Genomic DNA, 21,868 nt, shown 5'->3' with positions numbered 1-21,868 from the left:
GAACGGCAGCACGATGACGGTGACAGACGACGGCCCCACGGCCACGGACGGCGTGGCGTACGGGCCGGACGGCGAGACGGCGTACGGGCCGGGCATCGACCCCGAGCGCCTCGCCGTGTGCCTCAGCGTGCTCGCGGAACTCGACCGGATCGACGTGGACCACCCGGACGCCATCGCGGTGCGCCGGGCCACCTCGCACATCTACCGCACGGTCAAGCAGCGCCGCCGCCAGGAGCGCCGCGCCGCCAAGACCGCCCACGACCGCGCGGTCACCGAGGCCACCGCCACCGGGTCCGCCCAGCGCGTCGACGACGAGACCGAGGGCATCCTGCCCTCCTCGCGCACGGCCGAGGGGCAGATCGCGGGCATACTCCAGCGCCCGCGCTCCTGCTACATCTGCAAGAGCCGCTATGTCGAGGTCGACTACTTCTACCACCAGCTCTGCCCCGCCTGCGCCGCCGGGAACCGCGCCCGCCGCGACGCCCGCGCCGACCTCACCGGCCGGCGCGCCCTGCTCACCGGGGGCCGCGCCAAGATCGGCATGTACATCGCGCTGCGGCTGCTGCGCGACGGCGCGCACACCACGATCACCACGCGGTTCCCCAACGACGCCGTCCGCCGCTTCAAGGCCCAGCCCGACAGCGACGAGTGGATCCACCGGCTGAAGATCGTCGGCATCGACCTGCGCGACCCCGCCCAGGTCGTCGCCCTCGCCGACTCCGTGGCCGCCGAGGGCCCGCTGGACATCCTGATCAACAACGCGGCGCAGACCGTACGGCGCTCCCCGCAGGCCTACAGCGAACTGCTCGCCGCCGAGTCGGCCCCGCTGCCCGCCGGCGAACTGCCCGCGGCCGAGGTGATCGGCACCTTCGGCTCCGGCGCCGTGGCCGCGCTGCCGGTCGCGGGCGGGGGCGCGCTCACCGCCCAGGACGTCACCGACCTGGCGCTGGTCTCCGGCTCGGCCTCCCTGGAGCGGATCGCCGCCGGCACGGCCATCGACGCCGGCGGCCTGGTCCCCGACCTGCACGACACCAACAGCTGGATCCAGACCGTGGAGGAGGTCACGCCGGTCGAGCTGCTGGAGGTCCAGCTGTGCAACTCCACGGCGCCCTTCATCCTGATCAGCAGGCTGCGCCCGGCCATGGCGGCCTCCTCGGCCCGGCGCACGTACATCGTGAACGTCTCCGCCATGGAGGGCGTCTTCAGCCGCGGCTACAAGGGTGCGGGCCACCCGCACACCAACATGGCCAAGGCCGCCCTGAACATGCTCACCCGCACCAGCGCCCAGGAGATGTTCGAGAAGGACCGCATCCTGATGACGGCCGTGGACACCGGCTGGATCACCGACGAGCGTCCGCACCCGGACAAGGTCCGCCTCGCCGAGGCCGGCTTCCACGCCCCGCTCGACCTCGTGGACGGCGCCGCCCGGGTATACGATCCAATTGTTCGCGGTGAACAGGGTGAAGACCTCTACGGCGTCTTCCTGAAGGACTACGCGCCCGGGAAGTGGTAGGAGTCCGTCCCCGATGAACGGCTCCGGCGCCTCCCGCGGTCCCACGCCCTGATGAGAGCGCGTACGGGAGTTGCCATGAGCAGTGCAGACTTCATCGATCCTCGGTGCGCCGAGGATCCGCGCAACGTCTACCGGTCCGACGAGGAGTTCTACGCCGCCGACCGCCCCGAGCACGCCAGCCTGCCCGAGGACCGGCCGCGCGGCGGGGAGCCCGGCACCTTCTCGCTGCGGCACAGCGGCACGTGGGGGACGGTGGGGTTCATCGTCATGATCGTGCTGGTGGTCATGATGGGGATCGCGCTGTTCCCCTGAGCGCCGCCCTTCCCTTGCCGGCACCCAGGCCCCGCACGTCGCCCCGTCCGCGACCGTGCGGGGCCGCCTTCGTGTGCCGTCGCGCGTGAGGTGCGTCCGTCCGAGAGCCCGAACGGGTGAATCCGGCGCCCTTCTTCTTCGGGCAAATCCCCCTTATGTGGCCCAATCAACACGGCCGACTTCGGAAAGTTACCTGCTCTTTGCAGCCCCATCGAGCGGGGGGCCGCTCATTTGGTTAATCTGAGGTGGACGGACAGCACCAAGGGGTTCCATCCACACCCACCCGTCGTCCGTCCCGGGGCAAGCCGGCGTACAGCGGCCTGCTCGCACCTCAGTTGCCGGCGCCACCGCGTCCGACCTGCTTCGACCCATGCCCGAGCGGGTGTCAGGAGCCGGACCGCCAACCGGCCGGGGCGCCCCGAGGGTGACCGACACATAAGGAGTGCGCGGTGACACCGGAGAAGACGAATCGCGAGCAGCGCCCCAAGGAACGCGCGGAGCGCGCGGGCCGGCGGCACGGAGACCTCGGCAGCCTCGACGTGTGGGCGCGGTCGGCGCCCATCCGCCTGGCGGGCTACGAGGAGGACCTCGCCGAGCCGCACATCCTGCCCAGCGTGGACTGACCCGGCAGGAAGCCGTCGCGATCGCCACCGTCCCGGCCGCCCGGCCGGGACACCGGTCCGGCCACCGCGTCGGGCCGGCCACCGCGCCAGTACGGCACCGCGCCGGCCCGTCCGGCAGCACCGGCCGGGCCACCGCGCCGGTGGCAGCCGCTACGCCGTCCCCGCCGCTACGCCGTCCCCGCCGTCCGCCGCCACGGGTGCAGGCGCTCGATCTGCTCCGCCAGGTCCAGCAGGACCGCCTCCGAACCCGGGCGGCCGACGAGCTGGACCGCGCACGGGGCCCCGGAGGGCAGCGTGCCGAACGGCACGGCCATGGCCGGCCAGCCGGTCAGGTTCCACGGCGGCGTCATGGGCGAGTAGGACGTGTTGGCCAGCACATTGCGCAGCCAGCCGCGCTCGTGCCACGGGCCCGCCTGGGGCGAGCGGCGGGCCAGCGCGGGGGTCAGGAGCACTTCGTACTCGGCGAAGAAGGGCTCCAGCCTCCGGCGCAGCTGTTCCCGCCGGGTGCCCGTGCGCACCCCGTTCAGGAACCGCCGTCCGATCGCGGCGTGGACGCGGGTACGCCGGGTCAGCCGGCGCGTGTCCAGTCCCGCCGCGTCCACGGCCGTGCCGGCCGTCCAGTGCCGCAGGGCCGTGACCCCGAGCGTGGCCGGGTAGGGCGGGTTCGCCCGCCGGAGGCGGTGCCCGGCCCCGGCGAGCAGCCTGGCCGCCTCCCGCGCCGCCTCCGCGTACGGCCTGCTCACGGCGACGCCGGCCAGCGGGCTGCGCAGGGAGACGGCGATCGTGCGGGTTCCGGGCTCCGCCGGCCGCACGGCCCCGGGGTCCGCCAGCACGGACAGCATGAGCCGGGTGTCCTCGACGGTCGTCGCCAGCGGGCCGTTCTCCGCCATCCCGAACCAGTCGCCCTCGCCGATGCCCGCGGGCACCACCCCGGAGCCCGGCTTGATGGTGACCAGGCCGCAGTTGGCGGCCGGAATGCGCAGCGAGCCCATGCCGTCGTTGCCGAGCGCCACGGGCACCATCCCGGCGGCGACCGCGGCCGCGCTGCCGCCCGACGATCCGCCCGCGCTGCGGCTGGTGTCCCACGGGTTGCGCGCGGTGCCGTGCACGCCCTCGGTGGTGCCGAAGACGCACAGCTCGGGCACGTTCGTCAGCCCCACGACCACCGCGCCCGCCGCGCGCAGCCGGGCCACGGTGACATGGTCCCCGGCGGCCGGCTCCGCCGGCGTGGCGGCCGAGCCGACCCGGCTGGACTCGCCGCGCACGGCCAGGTTGTCCTTCACCGCCACCGGCACGCCCGCCAGGGGCAGTTCGTCCAGGTCCGGCCGGGCGGCGACCTCGTCGGCCTCGGCCAGGGCCGCCTCGGCGCGGACGGTGCGGAAGGCGCCGATCCGGCCGTCCAGCCGCTCGATCCGGGCCAGGTGCTCGGCCACCACCTCCCGGGGCGTGGCCCGCTTCTCGCGTACGGCGGCGGCGATCTCGGCGGCGCTGAGGCCGACCCAGCTGGTCACGGGCACTCCTCGGGACGGGACGACGGACGGCGTGCGTACTCGGGCGTACTCGGGCGTACTCGCGAGTACGTCAGGGAGAACTGTGCCCCGCCACCGTCACCGCGTCGAGAGGGCACACGCCACCGCCCAGGGGACGGGGGCGGCCGGCCTGGCAGCTCCGGCAGGTCCGGCATGGGCCGGCGTCGGCCCGGGGGCGCGTGCCCGTCGCGTGCCGGCGTGCGCGGTCGGGCGCCCAGTACTGCGCCGCCGGCCTCTCGCCCGCGCCCGGCGGGCGCGCCGTACGGTTCGAAGTGCGCGTGGTGGGGGAGCTCTACACCGCGTCGGCCCCCGCGACCGTCCGCCGCCCTGGTAACCGTCCGCCCGTACAGCCCGCCGATCCGTCCGCCGTCGTACGACCCTCGGAGCGTCCCGTATGCATGACGACCGCAACCTGGTCGAGGGCCGCCTCAGGCGCGTCCTGGACGAGCGCATCCGTCCCGCCGTGTACCCCGAGTCCGTCCCCCTCGACGTGGCGGTGTGGCACGCGCCCGGCGAGCCCGTACCGGTCGCCGAGGGGCTGGCCGCCGAGCCGCAGCCGATCCAGGTGGGCGCCCGGTGGGGCGCCCCGTGGGGCACCAGCTGGTTCCGGGTGCGCGGGAGCGTGCCCCGCGCGTGGGCCGGCCGGACCGTCGAGGCGCTGCTCGACCTGGGCTTCGACGAGAACATGCCCGGCTTCCAGTGCGAGGGCCTCGTCTACGCGCCGGACGGCACCCCCGTGAAGGGCCTCAACCCGCGCAACCAGTGGGTGCGCGTCGGCGCGCCGGTCGCGGGCGGCGAGGAGGTGGTCCTGCACATCGAGGCGGCCTCCAACCCGGTCCTCCTCGGCTACCGCCCCTTCCGGCCCACCCGCCTCGGTGACCGGGAGACCGCCGGCGCCGAGCCGCAGTACACCCTGACCCGTATGGATCTCGCCGTGTTCGACGAGACCGTGTGGCACCTGGTCGCCGACCTGGAGGTGCTCGGCGAGCTGATGGCCGAGCTGCCGGTGGACTCCCCGCGCCGCTGGGACATCCTGCGCGCGGTCGACCGGGCCCTGGACGCCGTCGACCTCCAGGACGTCAACGGCACCGCGGCCCGCGCCCGGGAGCGGCTCGCCGGTGTCCTCGCGGCCCCCGCGGCGCCCTCCGCGCACCGGATCAGCGCGGTGGGCCACGCGCACATCGACTCGGCGTGGCTGTGGCCGCTGCGCGAGACCGTGCGCAAGGTGGCCCGTACGGCCTCCAACATGACCGCGCTGCTGGAGGACGAGCCGGAGTTCGTGTTCGCCATGTCCCAGGCGCAGCAGTGGGCGTGGATCAAGGAGCACCGGCCCGAGGTGTGGACCCGGGTGAAGAAGGCGGTCGCGGACGGGCGGTTCGTGCCGGCTGGCGGCATGTGGGTGGAGTCCGACACCAACATGCCCGGCTCGGAGGCGATGGCCCGGCAGTTCGTGCACGGCAAGCGGTTCTTCCTCGACGAGTTCGGCATCGAGAACGACGAGGCGTGGCTGCCGGACACCTTCGGCTTCGCCGCGGGGCTGCCGCAGATCATCCGCGCGGCCGGCTCCACCCGGCTGCTCACCCAGAAAATCTCCTGGTCGCAGACGAACAAGTTCCCCCACCACACCTTCTGGTGGGAGGGCATCGACGGCACCCGGATCTTCACCCACTTCCCGCCCGTGGACACCTACAACTGCTCCATGAAGGGCGGCGAGATCGCCCACGCGGTCCGCAACTTCAGGGACAAGGGCGTCGCCCGGCACTCCCTCGCGCCCACCGGCTGGGGCGACGGCGGCGGCGGCACGACCCGGGAGATGGTCGCCAAGGCCGCCCGGCTGCGGGACCTGGAGGGCTCCGCGCGGGTGGTCTGGGAGACTCCGCGGGCCTTCTTCGACAAGGCCGAGGCCGAGTACCCCGAGCCGCCCGTCTGGGTGGGCGAGCTGTACCTGGAGCTGCACCGCGCCACCCTCACCAGCCAGGCGAGGACCAAGCAGGGCAACCGGCGCAGCGAGCACCTGCTGCGAGAGGCCGAACTGTGGGCGGCCACCGCCGCCGTGCGCACCGGCTTCCCCTACCCCTACGAGGACCTGGACCGGATCTGGAAGACGGTCCTGCTGCACCAGTTCCACGACATCCTGCCCGGCTCCTCCATCGCCTGGGTGCACCGGGAGGCGCGGGCGACGTACGACCGGGTCGCCGCGGAGCTCGGCGCGATCGTCGAGGCCGCCCAGCGCGCCCTGGCCGGTGACGGCGGCACCGAACTGGTCTTCAACTCCGCGCCGCACGCCCGGGCCGGCGTCCCGGCGGGCGGCGCGGCCACCGCGCGGGCCGAGGGCGCCACGGCGCTCACCGAGCGTGAGGGCGGCGGCTTCGTGCTGGACAACGGGCTGCTGCGGATCGGGATCGACGCGCGGGGCCTGGTGGTCTCGGCGTACGACATCCGGGCCGGCCGCGAGACGGTCGCGCCGGACCGGGCCGCGAACCTGCTCCAGCTGCACCCCGACCTCCCCAACATGTGGGACGCCTGGGACGTGGACGCGTTCTACCGCCACACGGTCACCGACCTCACGGACGCGGAGACGGTCGAGGCCGGCGAGGACGGCGGTTCGGTGCGGATCGTACGGTCCTTCGGCTCCTCCCGGGTCACCCAGGTGCTGTCGCTGCCGGCGGGGGAGCGGCGGCTGGTGCTGGACACCGAGGTGGACTGGCACGAGACGGAGAAGTTCCTCAAGCTCGCCTTCCCGCTGGACGTGCACGCCGAACGGTACGCGTCCGAGACCCAGTTCGGGCACGTCCACCGGCCCACGCACACCAACACCTCCTGGGAGGCCGCCCGGTTCGAGGCCTGCAACCACCGCTTCGTGCACGTCGCCGAGCCCGGCTGGGGCGTGGCCGTCGTCAACGACTCGACCTACGGGCACGACGTGACCCGCACCGTCCGCCGCGACGGCGACCCGGGCACCACCACCACGGTCCGGGTGTCGCTGCTGCGCGCCCCGCGCTTCCCCGACCCCGAGACCGACCAGGGCGTGCACCGCTTCCGGCACGCCCTGGTGCCGGGCGCGGACATCGCCGACGCCGTCCGCGAGGGCTGGCGGATCAACCTGCCCGAACGCCGCCTGACGGGGGCGGGCGAGGTGGCGCCGCTGGTCACCGTGGACGAGGACGCGGTGGTCGTGACCGCCGTGAAGCTGGCCGACGACGGCGGCGGGGACGTGGTGGTCCGCTTCCACGAGGCCCACGGAGGACGCGCCCGGGCCACGCTGACCGCGGGTTTCGACCTGGCCGGGGCAGAGGTCACGGACCTGCTCGAGCGGCCCCTGCCCGACGTGCCCGCACCCGCCCACGAGGGCGGGCGGATCACCGTGCGGCTGCGCCCGTTCGAGCTGATGACCCTGCGACTGCGGCGCGCCTGAGACCCGCGCGCACCCCGTCCGCGGACCGGGGGCGGTACGGCCGCGTGCGCCGTACCGCCCCCGGTCCAGGGGGATTCGGCCCGGACCGACCGGCTCAGTCCAGCTCGTAGTCGAACCAGATGCGGTGCGTGCCGTCGGGGTCGACGGCGAGGCCGCCCGAGCCGCGTATCCCGGCCAGCTCCCCCGTGCCGCTCGACGGGACGACGGTGAAGAACTCCGCGGTGCGGTCGGTGCCGGTGGTGGTCGCGGAGTGGACGAAGTTGAAGGCGCCCCGCCGGCCGTGCAGGGCGCCCTCGAAGGACTCCATGGCCACATAGGTGCCCACGCCGGCCTCCTGGTCGTACGCGGCGGTGAACAGGGTCGCCGCGCGCCCGGTGATCTCGCCCTCGAAGTGCTTCTCCAGGGTGGAGACGCCCACGGGGAGGGCCGTTTCGACGGCGGGGTCCGGCTTCAGGCCGGTCGGCGTGAACGACTTCACGGTGAAGGTGCCCGTAGCTCTCATGCCCGAGACCGTAGCGGGTGGGTCTGACAACGGGCTGTCGGCCGGCCGGCGGTCGGGAGCGTGAGTGGGTGGCCCGCCGGGGCGGGGCGCGAGGGGCTCGGACGCGGCGCGCGAGGGGCCGGGAGGCCGGAGCGGGCGTCCGGCGGGGTCAGGTCTCGTGCGCGGGCTCCGCCAGCCGGGTCGGCGGCAGGTATTCCCGCACGTATGTGCGGTCCCAGCAGGCGCCCGTCGCGCGCAGCTGCCGCGGGCTCGTGTAGCGGTACCGGAAGAGCCGGGCGCGGACGAAGCGCGGCGGCCGGTCCGGCGGGAAGGGCGAGCGGCGCAGCAGCCTGAGCGTGTCGCGGTCGTTCTCCAGCAGCCGTTCCACCATGGCGCCGAACCACGCGCCGGCGTACGCCGGGGACAGCGCGGCGAACCACATCATCCAGTCCAGCCGCAGATGGTAGGGGGCGAACTGACGCGGCCAGCGCCGCGGGTCCCCCGGTTTGCCCTTGAACTCGTACTCCCGCCAGTCGGCGTCCTCGCGCGGGGTGTCGTCCAGCGTGCCCTCCACCACCACCTCGTAGCGGATCCGGCTGATGCTGCCGAACGCGCCGTAGGTGTTCACCAGGTGCAGCGGGTCGAAGGAGCGGTTCATGACCTGGCGGCGGGAGATCATGTTCACCACGGGGCGGTAGCTGAGGAACACCACCAGCGCGGCCACGGCGAGGACGACGACCTCGTACCACAGCGGGGGCGCGGGCACGGACGGCGGGTGCGCCGGGAACCGCACGGCCGACAGGGCCAGCACGATCGTGATCCAGTTCAGCCAGGCGAAATTGCCCGACAGCACCAGCCACAGCTGGGTGACGATCATCAGGGCGGCGGCGGCCGAGGCGATGGGCTGCGGGGTGAACAGCAGGAACGGCACCACCAGTTGGGTGACGTGGTTGGCCGCCACCTCCGCCTTGTGCAGCGGGCCGGGCAGATGGTGGAAGAACCAGCTCAGCGGCCCGGGCATCGGCTGGGTCTCGTGGTGGTAGTGCAGACAGGTCAGGGTGCGCCAGCACGCGTCGCCGCGCATCTTGATCAGCCCCGCGCCGAACTCGACGCGGAACAGGAGCCAGCGCAGCAGGAACAGCACGACGACCGGCGGGGCCACCTCCTCGTTGCCCAGGAACACGGCGAGGAAGCCGGTCTCCAGCAGCAGCGACTCCCAACCGAAGCCGTACCAGGTCTGCCCGACGTTGACGATCGACAGGTACAGCGCCCAGGGCACGGCCCACAGGAGCATGGCGCCCCACAGCGGCAGTCGCGCGTCCAGCCCCGCCAGCAGCGCCGCGGACACGGCGCACCCGGTCCACGCCACCGCCGCGAAGAGCCGGTCGGAGTAGCGCCAGTGGAACAGGCTCGGCGCCCGCCGGAACGGCACCCGCTCGACGAAGCGGGGGACCGGCAGCATGCCGCGCTCGCCCAGCAGGGCGCGGAACTGCAGGGCCGCCGTGAGGAACGCGACGACATACACGGCGGCCAGCGCCCGCTGGAAGACCAGCCGGCTCAGCCAGTACTCGGGTGCGGTGAACCATCCCACGGCCGTTCGCGCTCCTTTCCCCGCCGGTGACGCGGGTCCCGGGCCCCTCCCGGTGACGCGGGTCCCGGGCGCCCCGAGCGGCTCGCGGGGACCGCGGCAGCGGGCCGCCGCCACCCGACTCCGGCTACCCTGCCCCCGGCTCGAAGAATCAGACAAATACTGGCAAGGTGGCCCCATGGCTGAACGGGGAGCGAAGTCCCTGTCACTCCCGGACGACTGGCCCGCCCACCCGGATCCGATCCTGGCGCTCAACCGAATGGGCAGCTTCGACTGGGACCTGGACACCGGTCTGCTGCACATGGACGCCCAGGCACACCAGATCTTCGACATCGCCCCCGAGGAGTACGACGGCCACCCCGAGAGCCTGGCGCCCCGCATCCCGGGCGGCGAGGGACAGCGGCTGGACGGCCTGGTGGCGCAGGCGATGAAGGACGGCAGCGAGAACTACGGCACCTACGTCCGGCTGCGCCGCCGCGACGGCACCCTGCACTGGGCCTACACGCAGGGCTACATCCGGCGCGACGACACCGGCCGTCCGCGCCGCATCATCGGGATCGTCCGGGACGCCACCGACGAGCTCAACGACACCACCGGGCTCCAGGAGCGGATGGCCCGCGACACCGCCCGGCGCGAGCAGACCAACGTCGTCGAGACCGTCACGGCCGCCCTCGCCCACGCGCGCACCGTGCAGGACGTCATCGACGTCGTCAAGGACGCCCAGGGCCTCGCCCTCCTCGGCTCCACCAGCCTGGTCCTCGGGCTCTTCGAGTCCGGCCGCCTCAGACTCGTCGCCGAGGGCCCGGAGGGCACCTCGGTGCCCGGCACCCGCATCACCCGGCTCGACGAGCCGTACCCGATGAGCGAGGCGGTCCGCACCCTCAGCCCGCGCTTCATCGAGTCCCCGGAGGACTTCGCCGAGCGCTACCCCATCCTGTGGCCGCACATCACCGGACTGCACATCACCTCGGCCGCCTATCTGCCGCTGATCGCCCAGGCTCGCCCGATCGGCGGAATGGGCCTGCTCTACAGCGGCCGGCACGGCTTCTCCCAGGAGGAGCGCAACGTCCTCGTCGCCCTCGGCAGCAGCATCGCCCAGAGCCTGCAGCGGGCCATGCTCTACGAGCAGGAGAAGGACCTCGCGCAGGGCCTGCAGCAGGCCATGCTCCCCCGCACCATCCCCAGCGTGCCCGGCGCCGACGTGGCCGTGCGCTACCGCTCCGGCTACGCCGGCGGCTCCCTGGGCCGGGACATCGGCGGCGACTGGTACGACCTGATCCCGCTGCCCGGCGGGCGGGTCGGCGCCGTCATCGGCGACGTCCAGGGCCACGACACGCACGCCGCCGCCGTCATGGGGCAGCTGCGCATCGTGCTGCGCGCCTACGCCGCCGAGGGCCACACCCCGGCCACCGTGATGGCCCGCGCCTCGGTGTTCCTGCACGAGCTGGACACCGACCGCTTCGCGACCTGCCTGTACGCGGAGGCCGACCTGTCCACCGGCGTCGTCCAGGTGGTCCGCGCCGGCCACATCGACCCGCTGCTGCGCATGGGGAACGGCACCTGCCGCCGGATCACGGTCGACGGGGGACTGCCGCTCGGGCTGTCCGCCGAGTTCGGCAGCCTGGAGTACCCGGTGAGCGCCATGGAGCTCGACCCCGGGCAGGCCCTGGTGCTGTGCACCGACGGCCTCGTCGAACAGCCGGGCGCCGACCTCGACGACGGCATGAGCGCCCTCGCCGCGGTCGTCGCCCAGGGGCCCCAGGACGTACGGGACCTGGCCGACCGGCTGATCGAGCTGGCCGAGGTGCGCGGCGGCGACGACGACGTGGCCCTGCTGGTGCTGCGCCGCCGCGCCCTGGCCGAGCGCCAGCCCGTGGGCCGCCTCCAGCAGCACGTCGCCCCCGGCGACCCCGAGGCGCTGACCCAGGCCCGGCACATGATCCGTAGCGCCGTCCGCGCCTGGGGCGCCCGGGAGCGCTCCTACGAGATCGAGCTCGTGGCCGACGAGCTGATCACGAACGCGCTGATGCACACCGAGGGCGCCGCGATCGTCACCCTGAGGGTGCTCAGCGGCACCGAGCGGCGGCTGCGGGTCGAGGTCGAGGACTCCTCCAGCGCCCTGCCGCGCCGCCGTGAGCCCGGCGAGCAGGGCGTCTCCGGCAGGGGGCTGCTGCTCGTCGACCGGCTCGCCGACGTGTGGGGCGTGGAGGCGCGCGGCGGCGGCAAGTGCATGTGGTGCGAGTTCGTGGTGGAGGAGCGCGACTGAACGGCCCCGGGGCCCCTGTCCTCCGCCGCCGCGGGTGGCACTCTGGAACCATGCCGGAACTGCCCGAGGTCGAAGCGCTCAAGGACTTCCTCAACGAGAACCTGGCCGGCCGCGCCATCGTACGGGTACTGCCCGTAGCGGTCAGCGTCCTGAAGACGTACGACCCGCCCGTCTCCGCCCTCGAGGGCCACCGGGTCACCGGGGTGCGCCGGCTCGGCAAGTTCCTGGACGTGGAGACCGGGGACGGCCCCCACCTCGTGACCCATCTGGCCCGCGCCGGCTGGCTGCAGTGGAAGGACCCGCTGCCCGACGGCGCGCCCCGGCCCGGCAAGGGGCCCCTCGCCCTGCGGGTCGCCCTGGACACCGGAGCCGGCTTCGACCTCACCGAGGCCGGCACCCAGAAGCGGCTCGCCGTGTACGTCGTACGGGACCCGCGGCAGGTGCCGGGCGTGGCGCGCCTGGGCCCCGATCCGCTGGCCCCCGGCTTCGACGAGGAGCGCCTGGCGGCCCTGCTCGCCGGGGAGCGGCGCCGGATCAAGACGGTCCTGCGCGACCAGAGTGTCGTCGCGGGCGTGGGCAACGCCTACAGCGACGAGATCCTTCACGCCGCCGGGATGTCCCCGTTCAAGCTCGCGGACTCGCTGACCGCGCAGGAGGTCACCCGGCTGTACGAGGCGCTGCGCACGACGCTGACCGAGGCGGTCGAGCGTTCCCGCGGACTGGCGGCGGGGCGGCTGAAGGCGGAGAAGAAGAGCGGCCTGCGGGTGCACGGCCGCACCGGCGAGCCCTGCCCGGTGTGCGGCGACACCATCCGCGAGGTCTCCTTCAGCGACTCCTCGCTGCAGTACTGCCCCACCTGCCAGACCGGCGGCCGGCCGCTCGCGGACCGCAGGCTGTCCCGGCTGCTGAAGTGAGGCGCGGCGGCTCGGCCGCTGGAGCGGTGTGCGGCGGCCCGGCTGCCGGCGTCAGGTGCTCGGACGCCGTGCGGACGCTCAGGAGGAGCCGAGGGTCACCACGTGGGCGCCGTCCCGCGTGCGGACCTCGAAGTGGTCGATGTCCTCGGTGTGCATGGCCGCGCCGCCCGCCATCGTCCTGGCGCCGGCGTCGTGGGCGGGCACGCTCCAGGTGGTCACCGTCTCCTCCGAGCCGTCGCGGCCGATCACGACCAGCCGGCAGGACCGGGGTCCCGCCCCGTCCTTGATCCGCAGCTCCACCGAGCTGCCCCAGTCGGCGTCCTCGGCCTTCACCTCGGCCCACACGCCCGTCCTCGCGTCGGTCGCCGTGATGTCCACCGGGCCGTTCTCGTGCCCGGCCATGGCGACCAGGGCCGGCCCGCCCACCGCGAGCACCACCGAGGCGGCCAGCCCGTACAGCAGGCGCCGGCGGCCGGCCCGGTGCCGCCGCGCCACCTCGCCGATCAGCCGGTCCAGGAGCCGGGGGCCCGGCTGGGTCATGGGGTGCACGAAACGCGGCGTGGCCCGGCGGTACAGCAGCAGCTGCCGTGCGGTGGGACCGAACTCGGTGACCTGCGCCGCGCACCGAGGGCACTCCATGAGGTGGTCCTCGAAGCGGAAGGCCTCCGCCTCGTCCAGCACGCCGAGCGCGTACGCGCCGACGTCGCGATGCCTTTCCAGGGACCTCATGCCGAATCCTCGTGACCGTGGGGTGAGTGTGGGTTACTCCTTGCTCCCACCGGTACGCACCGGACCGCCGAATCACTCAAGCCACACACCGAATCGTAATCAAGAGGTTCGGAGCGGCCGGTCCCGCGGATTGGTCGGAATCTAGAAAAGGTGGATGGCGAGGTGTCCCAGGGGCAGTCCGAGCTGCCAGGCGGGCGTCCAGACCTTGGGCCCGTCGTCCTCCGCGGCCGCTCCCGTGCGCCCCGGCACCGCGTCCAGGTCCGGTGCGAGCAGCTCGGTCTCCTCCAGCCACCGCCAGGCGGCCTCGGCCAGCGCCAGGTCCGGCGAGGCCACGCCCGCGTCGTACGCCCGCGCCGCGAGGTCGGCCATCCGCTCGCACACCCAGTCCTGCCACGGCTGGTCGTACGCCGTCAGCGACAGCCAGGTCTCCAGCTGCGAGACCACCCGGATGCCGGAGAGCTCGCCGCCGGTGTCGGACAGGAAGATCGTCAGCGCCAGCGCGTCCCGCCCGGCGCGGAACTCGAACGACGTCGGCGGCATCAGGTCGCCGGTGCGCAGCAGCTCGTCGGCGATGTACTCGGCGTACAACCAGGCCATGGGGACGGCCAGTTCACTGCCGCCTTGGCCGTCCGTGCTCTCTTGACCTCTGTGCTGCATCCCTTCCTGCCTTCCTCCGGTGCGTGACTTCGGCCCGACCCCGGGTCCCAGTCCGGAACACGGATGAGGACAGCCGATTACTCAACGGTGGTCCACAGCAAGGCGCTTTACGGAGGTTTGACTCGGCAGTCGGTTTCACCGCAGGTCGGCCGCGTATCCCGGGAGCACCCGGCGCAGGGCGCGCAGCGCGTAGTACGCGCGGGACTTCACGGTACCGGGTGGGATCCCGAGGATCTCGGCGGCCTCCGCCACACTCGCCCCGCGGAAGTACACCAGCACCAGGACTTCACGGTGCTCCGGCGTGAGTGTCTTCACAGCCTCGCGGACGTCGAGCGTCGCGGCGGAACGCTCGGCGTGGTCGGCGATCACCCGGTGGTGCTCCAGCACCGCGTCCCCGACCTCCGGCGGCCGGGCCTGCCGGGCCCGGCGCGCGTCGATGGCGAGCCGGCGCGCCACGGTCAGCAGCCAGGGCCGGACGGAGTCGAAGGAGTCGGCCCGCAGTGCCTCGGGGTGCTGCCAGGCGCGGACGAGGGTCTCCTGGAGCAGGTCCTCGGCGCGCTGCCGGTCGCCGTCGCTCAGCCGCAGCAGCAGGGCGAAGAGCGGCCGGCCGTGCTCGCGTTGCAGGGCGGCGAGTTCGTGTTCGGCGGTCGTCGGTGCGCCCGTCAGGGTGGTGGTTCCGGCCGTCATGGCCGTATGGCACCGCAGGGCGCGGCGTGTGCACAGGGCGCGCACCCGGCTGTGCGGCGGACGGTCGATCGCGTCGGTGAACGGTTCGACGAACGGTCCGTCAGGCCCCGACGAACGGCCCGTCAGGCCCCGACGAACGGTCCGTCAGGCCCTGCCGGACACACCCGAGGGGCGTACGTGCACGCCGATGCCGTTTGCGGCAACGGTGAGATTCGTACCCATTCATGTGTCTTTATGACAGTCCTTTCCGTACGACCGTAGTGGGGTGAACCGGTGATCGCACGCAGACGGCAGGCAGCCCTGGCCTTGACGGCACTGCTCGCGGCGGGCGCCGCCTGCCAGGCACAGCACCGCCAGGAGCGGCACGCCGCCGCGGGGCACGCGGGTCCCTCGGCCACCGCGGCCCGGCCGGCGGCCGGCGGATTCACGCTCGTGGCCTCGGGCGACATCCTCCCGGACGGCCCGGTCGCCGACCGGGCCGGCTTCGACGCGGGCGGGGCGGGCCACGACTTCCGCCCGATGCTGGAGGGCGTCAAACCCCTGGTGTCGGCAGCCGACGTGGCGCTGTGCCAGACCGGCACCCCCTACGGCGCGCCCGGCGTCGCAGCCGCCGGCGCGCCCCGCTACAGCTCCCCGCCCGAACTGGCCGAGGCCCTCGCCGCCACCGGCTACGACAGCTGCTCGACCGCCTCGGAGCACACCCTGGACGGCGGCACGGACGGCGTGCGGCGCACCCTCGACGCCCTGGACCGCGCCGGTGTGCGGCACGCCGGATCGGCGCGCACCGACGCCGAGGCGCGCGGCGTCACGCTGCTGCGCGCCGGGCACGCGGTCGTCGCCCACCTCGCCTACACCTATGGCACGAACGGCCCCTTGCCGGCCGGTCAGCCGTGGGCGCTCGCCCTGCTCGACGAGAACCGGGTTCTCGCCGACGCCCGCGCCGCCCGCCGGGCCGGCGCCGACGTGGTGGTCGTGTCCCTGCACTGGGGCTGGGAGTGGCAGGAGGTCCCCGACGCGCGGCAGGTGGCCCTGGTGCGGCGGCTGACCGCCGCGCGCGACGGCGACCGCCCCGCGGTCGACCTGATCCTCGGCACCCACGCCCATGTGCCGCAGGCGTACGAGAAGGTCAACGGCACCTGGGTCGTCTACGGCCTCGGTGACCAGATCACCGGTGGGACGGGCGGCCCGGGCGGCCTGTGGGACCCGCGCGCCAACCAGAGCACCCTGGCCCGCTTCACCTTCCGGCCGCCCGCGCGTCCGGGCGGCCGCTGGGAGGTGGCCAGGGCGGAGTTCTTCCCCGAGATGTTCGACCTCGACGCCGGACGGGTGGTGGACCTCGGCGAGGCGGTCGCCCAGGGCGCCGACCTCGAGGGCGTCCGTGACCGGATCCGCGGCGTGGTGCTCGCCCGGGGCGCGGCCAAGGACGGCCTGGTGATGGGACAGTGACGGCGGCGGGCGGCGGGCGGCGGCGGGCCGTGGGCGGCGGTGACGGCGGCGGGCGGTGCGGCGGTGAGAGCGGTGCGGCGGTGACAGCGGTGCGGCGGGCGGCGGTGACCGAGGTGACGGCGGCGGGGTGCGCCGGCTCGCGTCCGGGCGGCCGGCGGCCCCGCGCGCCGCCCGTCAGCGCTTGGCCAGTTCCGACCGCCGGTAGGAGTAGCCGAAGTAGACCACGCAGCCGATCAGGAACCACACCGCGAACCGGACCCAGGTCTGCCACTGCAGGAACGTGATCAGCCAGATGGAGAAGACCACCCCCAGCGCCGGCACGAACGGCATCCAGGGCGTGCGGAAGGAGCGCGGCAGCTCCGGCTGCCGGTAGCGCAGCACGATCACCGCCGTGCACACCACCACGAACGCCAGCAGGATGCCGATGTTGGTCAGCTCGGCCGCCTCCCCGATCGGCAGGAACCCGGCGATCAGCGCCGACGCCACCCCGACGATCCAGGTCACCCGCGTCGGCACGTGGCGCGTGGGGTGCGTCTTGGCGAACCAGCGGGGCAGCAGCCCGTCCCGGGACATGGAGAACCACACCCGGGTCACGCCCAGCATGAAGGTGAACATCACGGTCAGGATGCCGATGATCGCGCCCACCGCGATCACGTCCGCCAGCCGGTTCAGCCCCACCGACTTGAACGCGGTGGAGAAGCCGCTCTCCTTGTCGATGTCCTTGTAGTTCTGCATGCCGGTCAGCACCAGACAGGCCGCCACGTACAGCACCATCGCGATCACCAGCGAATAGATGATCGCCTTCGGCATGTGCCGCTGGGCGTCCTTGGACTCCTCGGCCGCCGTCGACATCGCGTCGTAGCCGAAGACCGCGAAGAACACGGTCGCCGCGCCGGTGAACGCGCCGCCGACCCCGTAGGGGAAGAAGGGGTGGTAGTTGGCGGTGTTGATGTGGAAGAGGCCCACCGCGATCACCACCAGCACCACCAGTACCTTCAGCACCACCACGACCGTCTCGAAGCGGGCCGCGCTGCGGATGCCCAGGGTCAGCAGCCAGGCGATCAGCAGGCACAGGATGGCCGCGAACAGGTCGATCCGGTGCCCCGACCCGGTCCCGGGCGCGCCGAGCATCCACGCGGGCAGGTTGGCGCCCATGTCCTCGATCAGGAAGCTGAAGTAGCCCGAGATGCCGATCGCCACCACCGCCACGATCGCGGTGTACTCCAGCAGCAGGTCCCAGCCGATGAACCAGCCGGCGAACTCGCCGAGCACCGCGTAGCCGTAGGTGTAGGCCGAGCCCGCCTTCGGGATCAGGCCCGCGAACTCGGCGTACGACAGCGCGGCGGCGGCGCTGGCCACACCGGCGATGAGGAAGGACACCACCACGGCGGGACCGGCCGTGCCGTTGGCCACCGTGCCGGCCAGGGTGAAGATGCCCGCTCCGATGATGCCGCCCACGCCGATCGCGGTGAGCTGCAACAGCCCGAGCGACCTCTCCAGCCGGGGGCCCTCGCGGACTTCCGTGTCCTCGATGTGTTCGATGGGTTTGCGACGGAGAATGCCCTCGCCCATCCGGAGCCCGGCCATGTGCCTCACCTCTTCCCAGACGGCAAACGGCTGACGGCGGATCGGATCATGATGACCCAGCACCGCCGGGTACGGAAGACGCCACGCACGCCCGGGGCGACGGCGCGCACACAGCGGCACGCCGCGACGGTTCGCACGGCCCGCGCTCCCGGGCCCTGAGAAGCGGGTTCCCGGCTCCACCGGCCGGCACGCGCCGGCGCTACGGCACCACCGTCACCGGCCACCGGCCCGCCTTGACCAGCCGGACCGCGACCGAGCCGATGATCCGGTGGCCGGCCTGCTCGGAGGCGCCCACGACCACGGCGTCGGCCTTCAGCTCGTCGGCGGCCTTCACCAGGCCGTTGAACGGATCCCCCGGAAAGGTGTGGAACTCCCAGCGGACCTCGAATATCCCCTTCAGCCGCTCGGTGGCCTCCCGGATCTGCTGCACCAGGTCCTCGGCGATCTCGTCGGTCGTCCCGGCCACCGGCGCGCCCAGCGCGGCGCCCGCCGTCATGACCGGCTGCACGTAGACCAGGGCGAGCAGCGCCCTCTGCCGGCGGGCGAGGCCGGCGGCGTAGGCCGCGGCCCGCATCGAGGAGTCGGAGCCGTCCACTCCGGCGACGATCACCTTGGGCCCGTCCGTGCCCCGCTCGAACTCCTGCTTGCGGCGCTCGTGCTGCCCGTGCTGTTCCGTCACTCTGCGAGGCTATCGGAAAGACCCCCGGCCGTCCCCGGCCGGTACGGTCATGTGCCCAGGCCCGGGCCGGGCCGGTACGGTCATGTGCCCGGGTCCGGGCGGAGCTCGGGGACATCGGCCGGGTGGTACTGGGCCGGGCGGGTGTATTCGGCCGGGGGGTACGGTGCCGGACGGGTGGACCGGTCACTGATGAGGCATGCGAAAGGATCAGTTGCTCACACGGCGCCGGCTGCTGTTCGCCGGGGCCGCCCTCGGTGCGGCGGGTACGGCGGGCACGGCCGGCCTGTTGCTGACCGGTGCCCCGGGCTCCTCCCGCCCCGTCCGCGGGGCCGCACCCGCCGCGGGCCCCCAGGCGCACAGCGCCTCCAGGCCCTCCGCGTTCCGGCTGCACCCGCTCACCGGCGACCTCCCGCAGCGCGCCCAGCCCCTGCCCACCCGGGTGCGCCGGGCGCCCATCCTGCGCATGTCCGGCCGCGGCAGGACCATGCTGCTGACCTTCGACGACGGGCCCGACCCCCGCTACACCCCGCAGATCCTGGACACCCTGGCCAAGTACGACGTGCGGGCGACGTTCTTCGTGTGCGGGGAGATGGCCGACTGGAACCGCGACCTGCTCGCCCGGATGGCCGACGAGGGGCACGTCGTGGGCAACCACACCTGGACCCACCCGCTGCTCACCGAACTCACCCGCCGGGAGATCCGCTCCGAGATCGAGCGCACCTGCCACGTCATCGACAAGGCCTACGGCGCACCGCCCCAGTGGTTCCGCGCCCCCTACGGCGCCTGGAACAAGGCCACGTTCCAGCTCGGCGCCGAGCTGGGCATGGAGCCCCTGGCCTGGACGGTGGACAGCTTCGACTGGACCACCCCCGGCACCCGCGCCATCGTCCGCCAGGTCGAGCATGGCGCCGCCCCCGGCGTCGTCGTGCTCTCCCACGACGCCGGGGGCGACCGCTCCGAGACCGTCCGGGCCCTGCGCAAGTACCTGCCGCACCTGCTGGACGACGGCTACCGTTTCACCGTGCCGCGCCGGACCTACGGCTGACGTACCGGCGCGCGGGCGGCTCACTTGACGTCGACCAGCCGGGCGAAGACGACCACGTTCCCCTTGTATCCGGTCTGCTTCGTGTAACCGCCGCCGCAGGTGATGACCCGCAGTTCCGGAGTGCCCTTCGAGCCGTACACCCGGTCGCCGGGGAAGTCGTTCTTCTCGAACACCTCGACCCCGTACACCTCGAAGACCGCCGTCCTTCCGTCCTTGCGGTGGACCTCGACGTGGTTGCCCTTCTTCAGCGCGCCGAGCCCGTAGAACACGGCCGGGCCCATGCTGTTGTCCACATGGCCCACGACGACCGCGGTGCCCTTCTCCCCGGGGGTCACCGCACCGTTGAACCAGCCGGCCAGGTTCGGGTCGTCCGGCGGAGGCGCCGCGACCCAGCCGTCGGAGTCCACGCCGACCGCGGTGACCGGCGCGTCCACCTGGATGACGGGGATCTTCACCCGGTCGGGCAGCGAGCGGGGGAGCGTGGCCGGGGTCCCGGGCGGGAGGTCCGGCGCGCGGCTGGTGTCCGGCGCCGCCGCCGTCGCGGGCTGCGGCGGACCCACGTCGAACTCGCCCGAACCGTTGCGGATGAGGGCCAGTCCGGTGAGCAGCACCAGCGCTATCACGCCCCACGGCGCGCGCTTCTTCCGCCGCCGCAGCTCCTCCTCCTCTTCGGCGATCCTGGCCAGCTCGCTCGCAGACATGGACCATCCCCTCTCGACGCGGCCGTCGCCGCGTCATTCGCGCATACGAAAACGCTAGATCCGGTACGCGCAACCGGCGCGGGGGCAGTGGCGAACGGGGGACGGCCGTTTTCGGTGCGCCATCCGAGTCGTTCCCGGGGGCTGAATTCTGACGGTGTGTGACCTGCGGTGATCGCCGGGCGGGTGAATCGGGCCGGTGCGCCGGTCACCGATACGGACCAGCCTCGAAATGCGCCTGCGAACAGGGCATCCGAGGGTTTTTCCGGGAGGTGCTTTCTCGCCGATCGACCGGGTACGGGTCCCCGGGGCGCCTTCCGCGGAGGAATCAGATGCGTAGTGCTCGTACCCCATTGGCGGTGCTGTTCGCGGTGATCGCCACCGCGGGGCTCGCCGCCCCCGCGGCCGCCGCGAAGGGCGGCGACGCGCCGGGCGCCAACTGGGACGTCGGTCCCGGCAACGGCCAGATCGGTGTCTTCGGCAACGGCCAGTTCGGCGGCCCCGGTCCGGTGGGCGGCGGTCCCGGCAACGGCCAGTTCGGCGGCCCCGGCAACGGACTCGGCGGCTTCTTCGGCAACGGCCCGGGCAACGGGACCGGCCCCTTCTTCGGCAACGGCCCGGGCAACGGGGCCGGCCCCTTCTTCGGCAACGGCCACGGCAACGGCCTGGGCAACGGGGCCGGCCCCTTCTTCGGCAACGGCAACGGACAGTTCGGCCCCGGTGGCGGGGGTCCCGGCGGTCCCGGGATCGGAGGGGCCGGTGGCCTCAACCGGGGCCGCGGTCACGGCCACCACCACTTCGGCGGTCCCGGCGGGCCCGGGAACGGTCCGGGCGGCGGGATCGGCATCGGTCCCGGTGGCGGCATCGGCGGGGTGGGCGGTATCGGCGGTGTCGGTGGTGTGCCCGGCAAGGGCAATGAGGGTGTCGGGGGCGTCGGGGGTATCGGGGGCGTCGGCGGGGTGGGCGGCATCGGTGGTGTCGGTGGTGTGCCCGGCAAGGGCAATGAGGGTGTCGGGGGCGTCGGCGGTATCGGGGGCGTCGGCGGGGTGGGCGGCATCGGCGGCGTCGGTGGTGTGCCCGGCAAGGGCAATGAGGGTGTCGGAGGCATCGGCGGCATCGGGGGCATCGGCGGCATCGGAGGAGTGGGCGGAGTCGGCGGCATCGGGGGCGACCGCAACGTCCTGATCGAGCCCAACGCCATCGGCCGGGGCGGGCAGTTGGCGGTCACGGTCAACGGCTGCCGCAACGGCGGCACCATGTCCTCGCGGGTCTTCCCGTCGACCCCGCTGCGCCCGGTCACCGGTTCCGGCGAGCGGGCGCGGGGCGTGGTGGTGATCCGGCCGGACGCGCTCCCGGGGACCTACCAGATCGTCATCATCTGCAACGGCGGCTCGGTCGTCCGGCCCGGGAGCTTCACGGTCGTCGGCGGTGTCCGGGGCGGCGTCGGCGGCGGCACCACCACCGGCGCCACCCCCGCCGACATCGCCATCGGCGGCACCCTGGTGGGCTCGGGCGTCCTCGGGGCGGGCGTGTTCTGGATGCGCCGCCGGTCGGAGCGGCGGACCTGAGACCGCGCCCGGCGCCGAGCGCCACACACCGGCGGCCCGCCCGAGCGGGAAGATCCGGCCTCCCTCGCCCCAGGAGGCCGGATCCCGTCGTTTCCGCGGGCGCCCGCACGCGGTGCCGTGCACGTCGTCGC

At 73.6% G+C, this 21,868-nt stretch carries 18 protein-coding genes; 9 read left to right on the top strand and 9 right to left on the bottom strand.

All coding sequences use genetic code 11. The features are described 5' to 3' along the window. Positions 1–13 precede the first annotated feature (13 nt). The 3 genes from ACI2LW_RS05070 (at position 14) to ACI2LW_RS05060 (ending at position 2,448) form a co-directional block, all read left to right on the top strand. Positions 14–1,513: an SDR family NAD(P)-dependent oxidoreductase gene (locus tag ACI2LW_RS05070; protein ID WP_404729742.1), complete on the top strand. Its 1,500-nt coding sequence runs from the start codon at positions 14–16 to the stop codon at positions 1,511–1,513. Between the two features lie 75 nt (positions 1,514–1,588). Then, entirely contained in the window at positions 1,589–1,825 is a 237-nt protein-coding gene (locus tag ACI2LW_RS05065) for a hypothetical protein (protein WP_404729741.1), read from the top strand. A gap of 449 nt (positions 1,826–2,274) precedes the next feature. Next, entirely contained in the window at positions 2,275–2,448 is a 174-nt protein-coding gene (locus tag ACI2LW_RS05060; protein WP_404729740.1) for a hypothetical protein, read from the top strand. A 167-nt stretch (positions 2,449–2,615) separates the two neighbouring features. On the opposite strand, the gene ACI2LW_RS05055 is transcribed toward ACI2LW_RS05060, so the two are convergent. Next, positions 2,616–3,959: an amidase gene (locus ACI2LW_RS05055; protein WP_404729739.1), complete on the bottom strand. Its 1,344-nt coding sequence runs from the start codon at positions 3,957–3,959 to the stop codon at positions 2,616–2,618. 412 nt (positions 3,960–4,371) lie between these two features. Between ACI2LW_RS05055 and ACI2LW_RS05050 the strand changes: the two genes are divergently transcribed. Continuing rightward, positions 4,372–7,392, top strand: a complete 3,021-nt coding sequence (locus ACI2LW_RS05050; protein WP_404729738.1) for an alpha-mannosidase — start codon at positions 4,372–4,374, stop codon at positions 7,390–7,392. A 94-nt stretch (positions 7,393–7,486) separates the two neighbouring features. Here ACI2LW_RS05050 and ACI2LW_RS05045 read toward each other — a convergent pair whose 3' ends face one another. Both ACI2LW_RS05045 and ACI2LW_RS05040 read right to left on the bottom strand, forming a co-directional pair. Next, a complete protein-coding gene (locus ACI2LW_RS05045; protein WP_404729737.1) occupies positions 7,487–7,894 on the bottom strand; it encodes a DUF3224 domain-containing protein in 408 nt (135 codons plus the stop codon). A 148-nt stretch (positions 7,895–8,042) separates the two neighbouring features. After that, a complete protein-coding gene (locus ACI2LW_RS05040) occupies positions 8,043–9,464 on the bottom strand; it encodes a lipase maturation factor family protein (protein WP_404729736.1) in 1,422 nt (473 codons plus the stop codon). Between the two features lie 175 nt (positions 9,465–9,639). Between ACI2LW_RS05040 and ACI2LW_RS05035 the strand changes: the two genes are divergently transcribed. Further along, positions 9,640–11,727, top strand: coding sequence for a SpoIIE family protein phosphatase (locus ACI2LW_RS05035; protein WP_404729735.1), 2,088 nt, complete (start codon positions 9,640–9,642; stop codon positions 11,725–11,727). Between the two features lie 50 nt (positions 11,728–11,777). Beyond that, positions 11,778–12,641, top strand: coding sequence for an Fpg/Nei family DNA glycosylase (locus ACI2LW_RS05030; RefSeq protein WP_404729734.1), 864 nt, complete (start codon positions 11,778–11,780; stop codon positions 12,639–12,641). 78 nt (positions 12,642–12,719) lie between these two features. Here ACI2LW_RS05030 and ACI2LW_RS05025 read toward each other — a convergent pair whose 3' ends face one another. From ACI2LW_RS05025 to ACI2LW_RS05015, 3 genes are all read right to left on the bottom strand, one after another. Next, entirely contained in the window at positions 12,720–13,370 is a 651-nt protein-coding gene (locus ACI2LW_RS05025) for a zf-HC2 domain-containing protein (RefSeq protein WP_404729733.1), read from the bottom strand. A 141-nt stretch (positions 13,371–13,511) separates the two neighbouring features. Continuing rightward, the gene (locus ACI2LW_RS05020) at positions 13,512–14,027 is read right to left on the bottom strand and encodes a hypothetical protein (protein WP_404729732.1); all 516 of its coding nucleotides are present in this window, start codon (positions 14,025–14,027) and stop codon (positions 13,512–13,514) included. A 135-nt stretch (positions 14,028–14,162) separates the two neighbouring features. Next, the gene (locus ACI2LW_RS05015) at positions 14,163–14,714 is read right to left on the bottom strand and encodes a sigma-70 family RNA polymerase sigma factor (protein ID WP_404729731.1); all 552 of its coding nucleotides are present in this window, start codon (positions 14,712–14,714) and stop codon (positions 14,163–14,165) included. 273 nt (positions 14,715–14,987) lie between these two features. Here ACI2LW_RS05015 and ACI2LW_RS05010 point away from each other — a divergent pair, with 273 nt between their 5' ends. Further along, positions 14,988–16,160, top strand: coding sequence for a CapA family protein (locus ACI2LW_RS05010; protein WP_404729730.1), 1,173 nt, complete (start codon positions 14,988–14,990; stop codon positions 16,158–16,160). A 174-nt stretch (positions 16,161–16,334) separates the two neighbouring features. Here ACI2LW_RS05010 and ACI2LW_RS05005 read toward each other — a convergent pair whose 3' ends face one another. Together ACI2LW_RS05005 and ACI2LW_RS05000 are read right to left on the bottom strand one after the other, a co-directional pair. Further along, on the bottom strand, positions 16,335–17,747 hold the full coding sequence (locus tag ACI2LW_RS05005) for an amino acid permease (RefSeq protein ID WP_404729729.1): 1,413 nt from the start codon (positions 17,745–17,747) through the stop codon (positions 16,335–16,337). A 199-nt stretch (positions 17,748–17,946) separates the two neighbouring features. Beyond that, on the bottom strand, positions 17,947–18,426 hold the full coding sequence (locus ACI2LW_RS05000) for a universal stress protein (RefSeq protein WP_404729728.1): 480 nt from the start codon (positions 18,424–18,426) through the stop codon (positions 17,947–17,949). A gap of 196 nt (positions 18,427–18,622) precedes the next feature. Between ACI2LW_RS05000 and ACI2LW_RS04995 the strand changes: the two genes are divergently transcribed. Beyond that, complete coding sequence (locus tag ACI2LW_RS04995) at positions 18,623–19,471, top strand: polysaccharide deacetylase family protein (RefSeq protein WP_404729727.1); 849 nt, start codon at positions 18,623–18,625, stop codon at positions 19,469–19,471. Between the two features lie 20 nt (positions 19,472–19,491). Here the strand turns inward: ACI2LW_RS04995 and ACI2LW_RS04990 are convergent, their stop codons facing one another. After that, positions 19,492–20,172: a class F sortase gene (locus ACI2LW_RS04990; RefSeq protein WP_404729726.1), complete on the bottom strand. Its 681-nt coding sequence runs from the start codon at positions 20,170–20,172 to the stop codon at positions 19,492–19,494. 329 nt (positions 20,173–20,501) lie between these two features. Between ACI2LW_RS04990 and ACI2LW_RS04985 the strand changes: the two genes are divergently transcribed. Then, a complete protein-coding gene (locus ACI2LW_RS04985) occupies positions 20,502–21,737 on the top strand; it encodes a hypothetical protein (RefSeq protein WP_404729725.1) in 1,236 nt (411 codons plus the stop codon). The last annotated feature ends 131 nt before the right edge of the window (positions 21,738–21,868 follow it).

The organism is Streptomyces sp. NPDC004065, from assembly GCF_044903565.1.
GTDB lineage: Bacteria > Actinomycetota > Actinomycetes > Streptomycetales > Streptomycetaceae > Streptomyces.
This window is presented reverse-complemented; position numbering and strand designations above follow the sequence as displayed.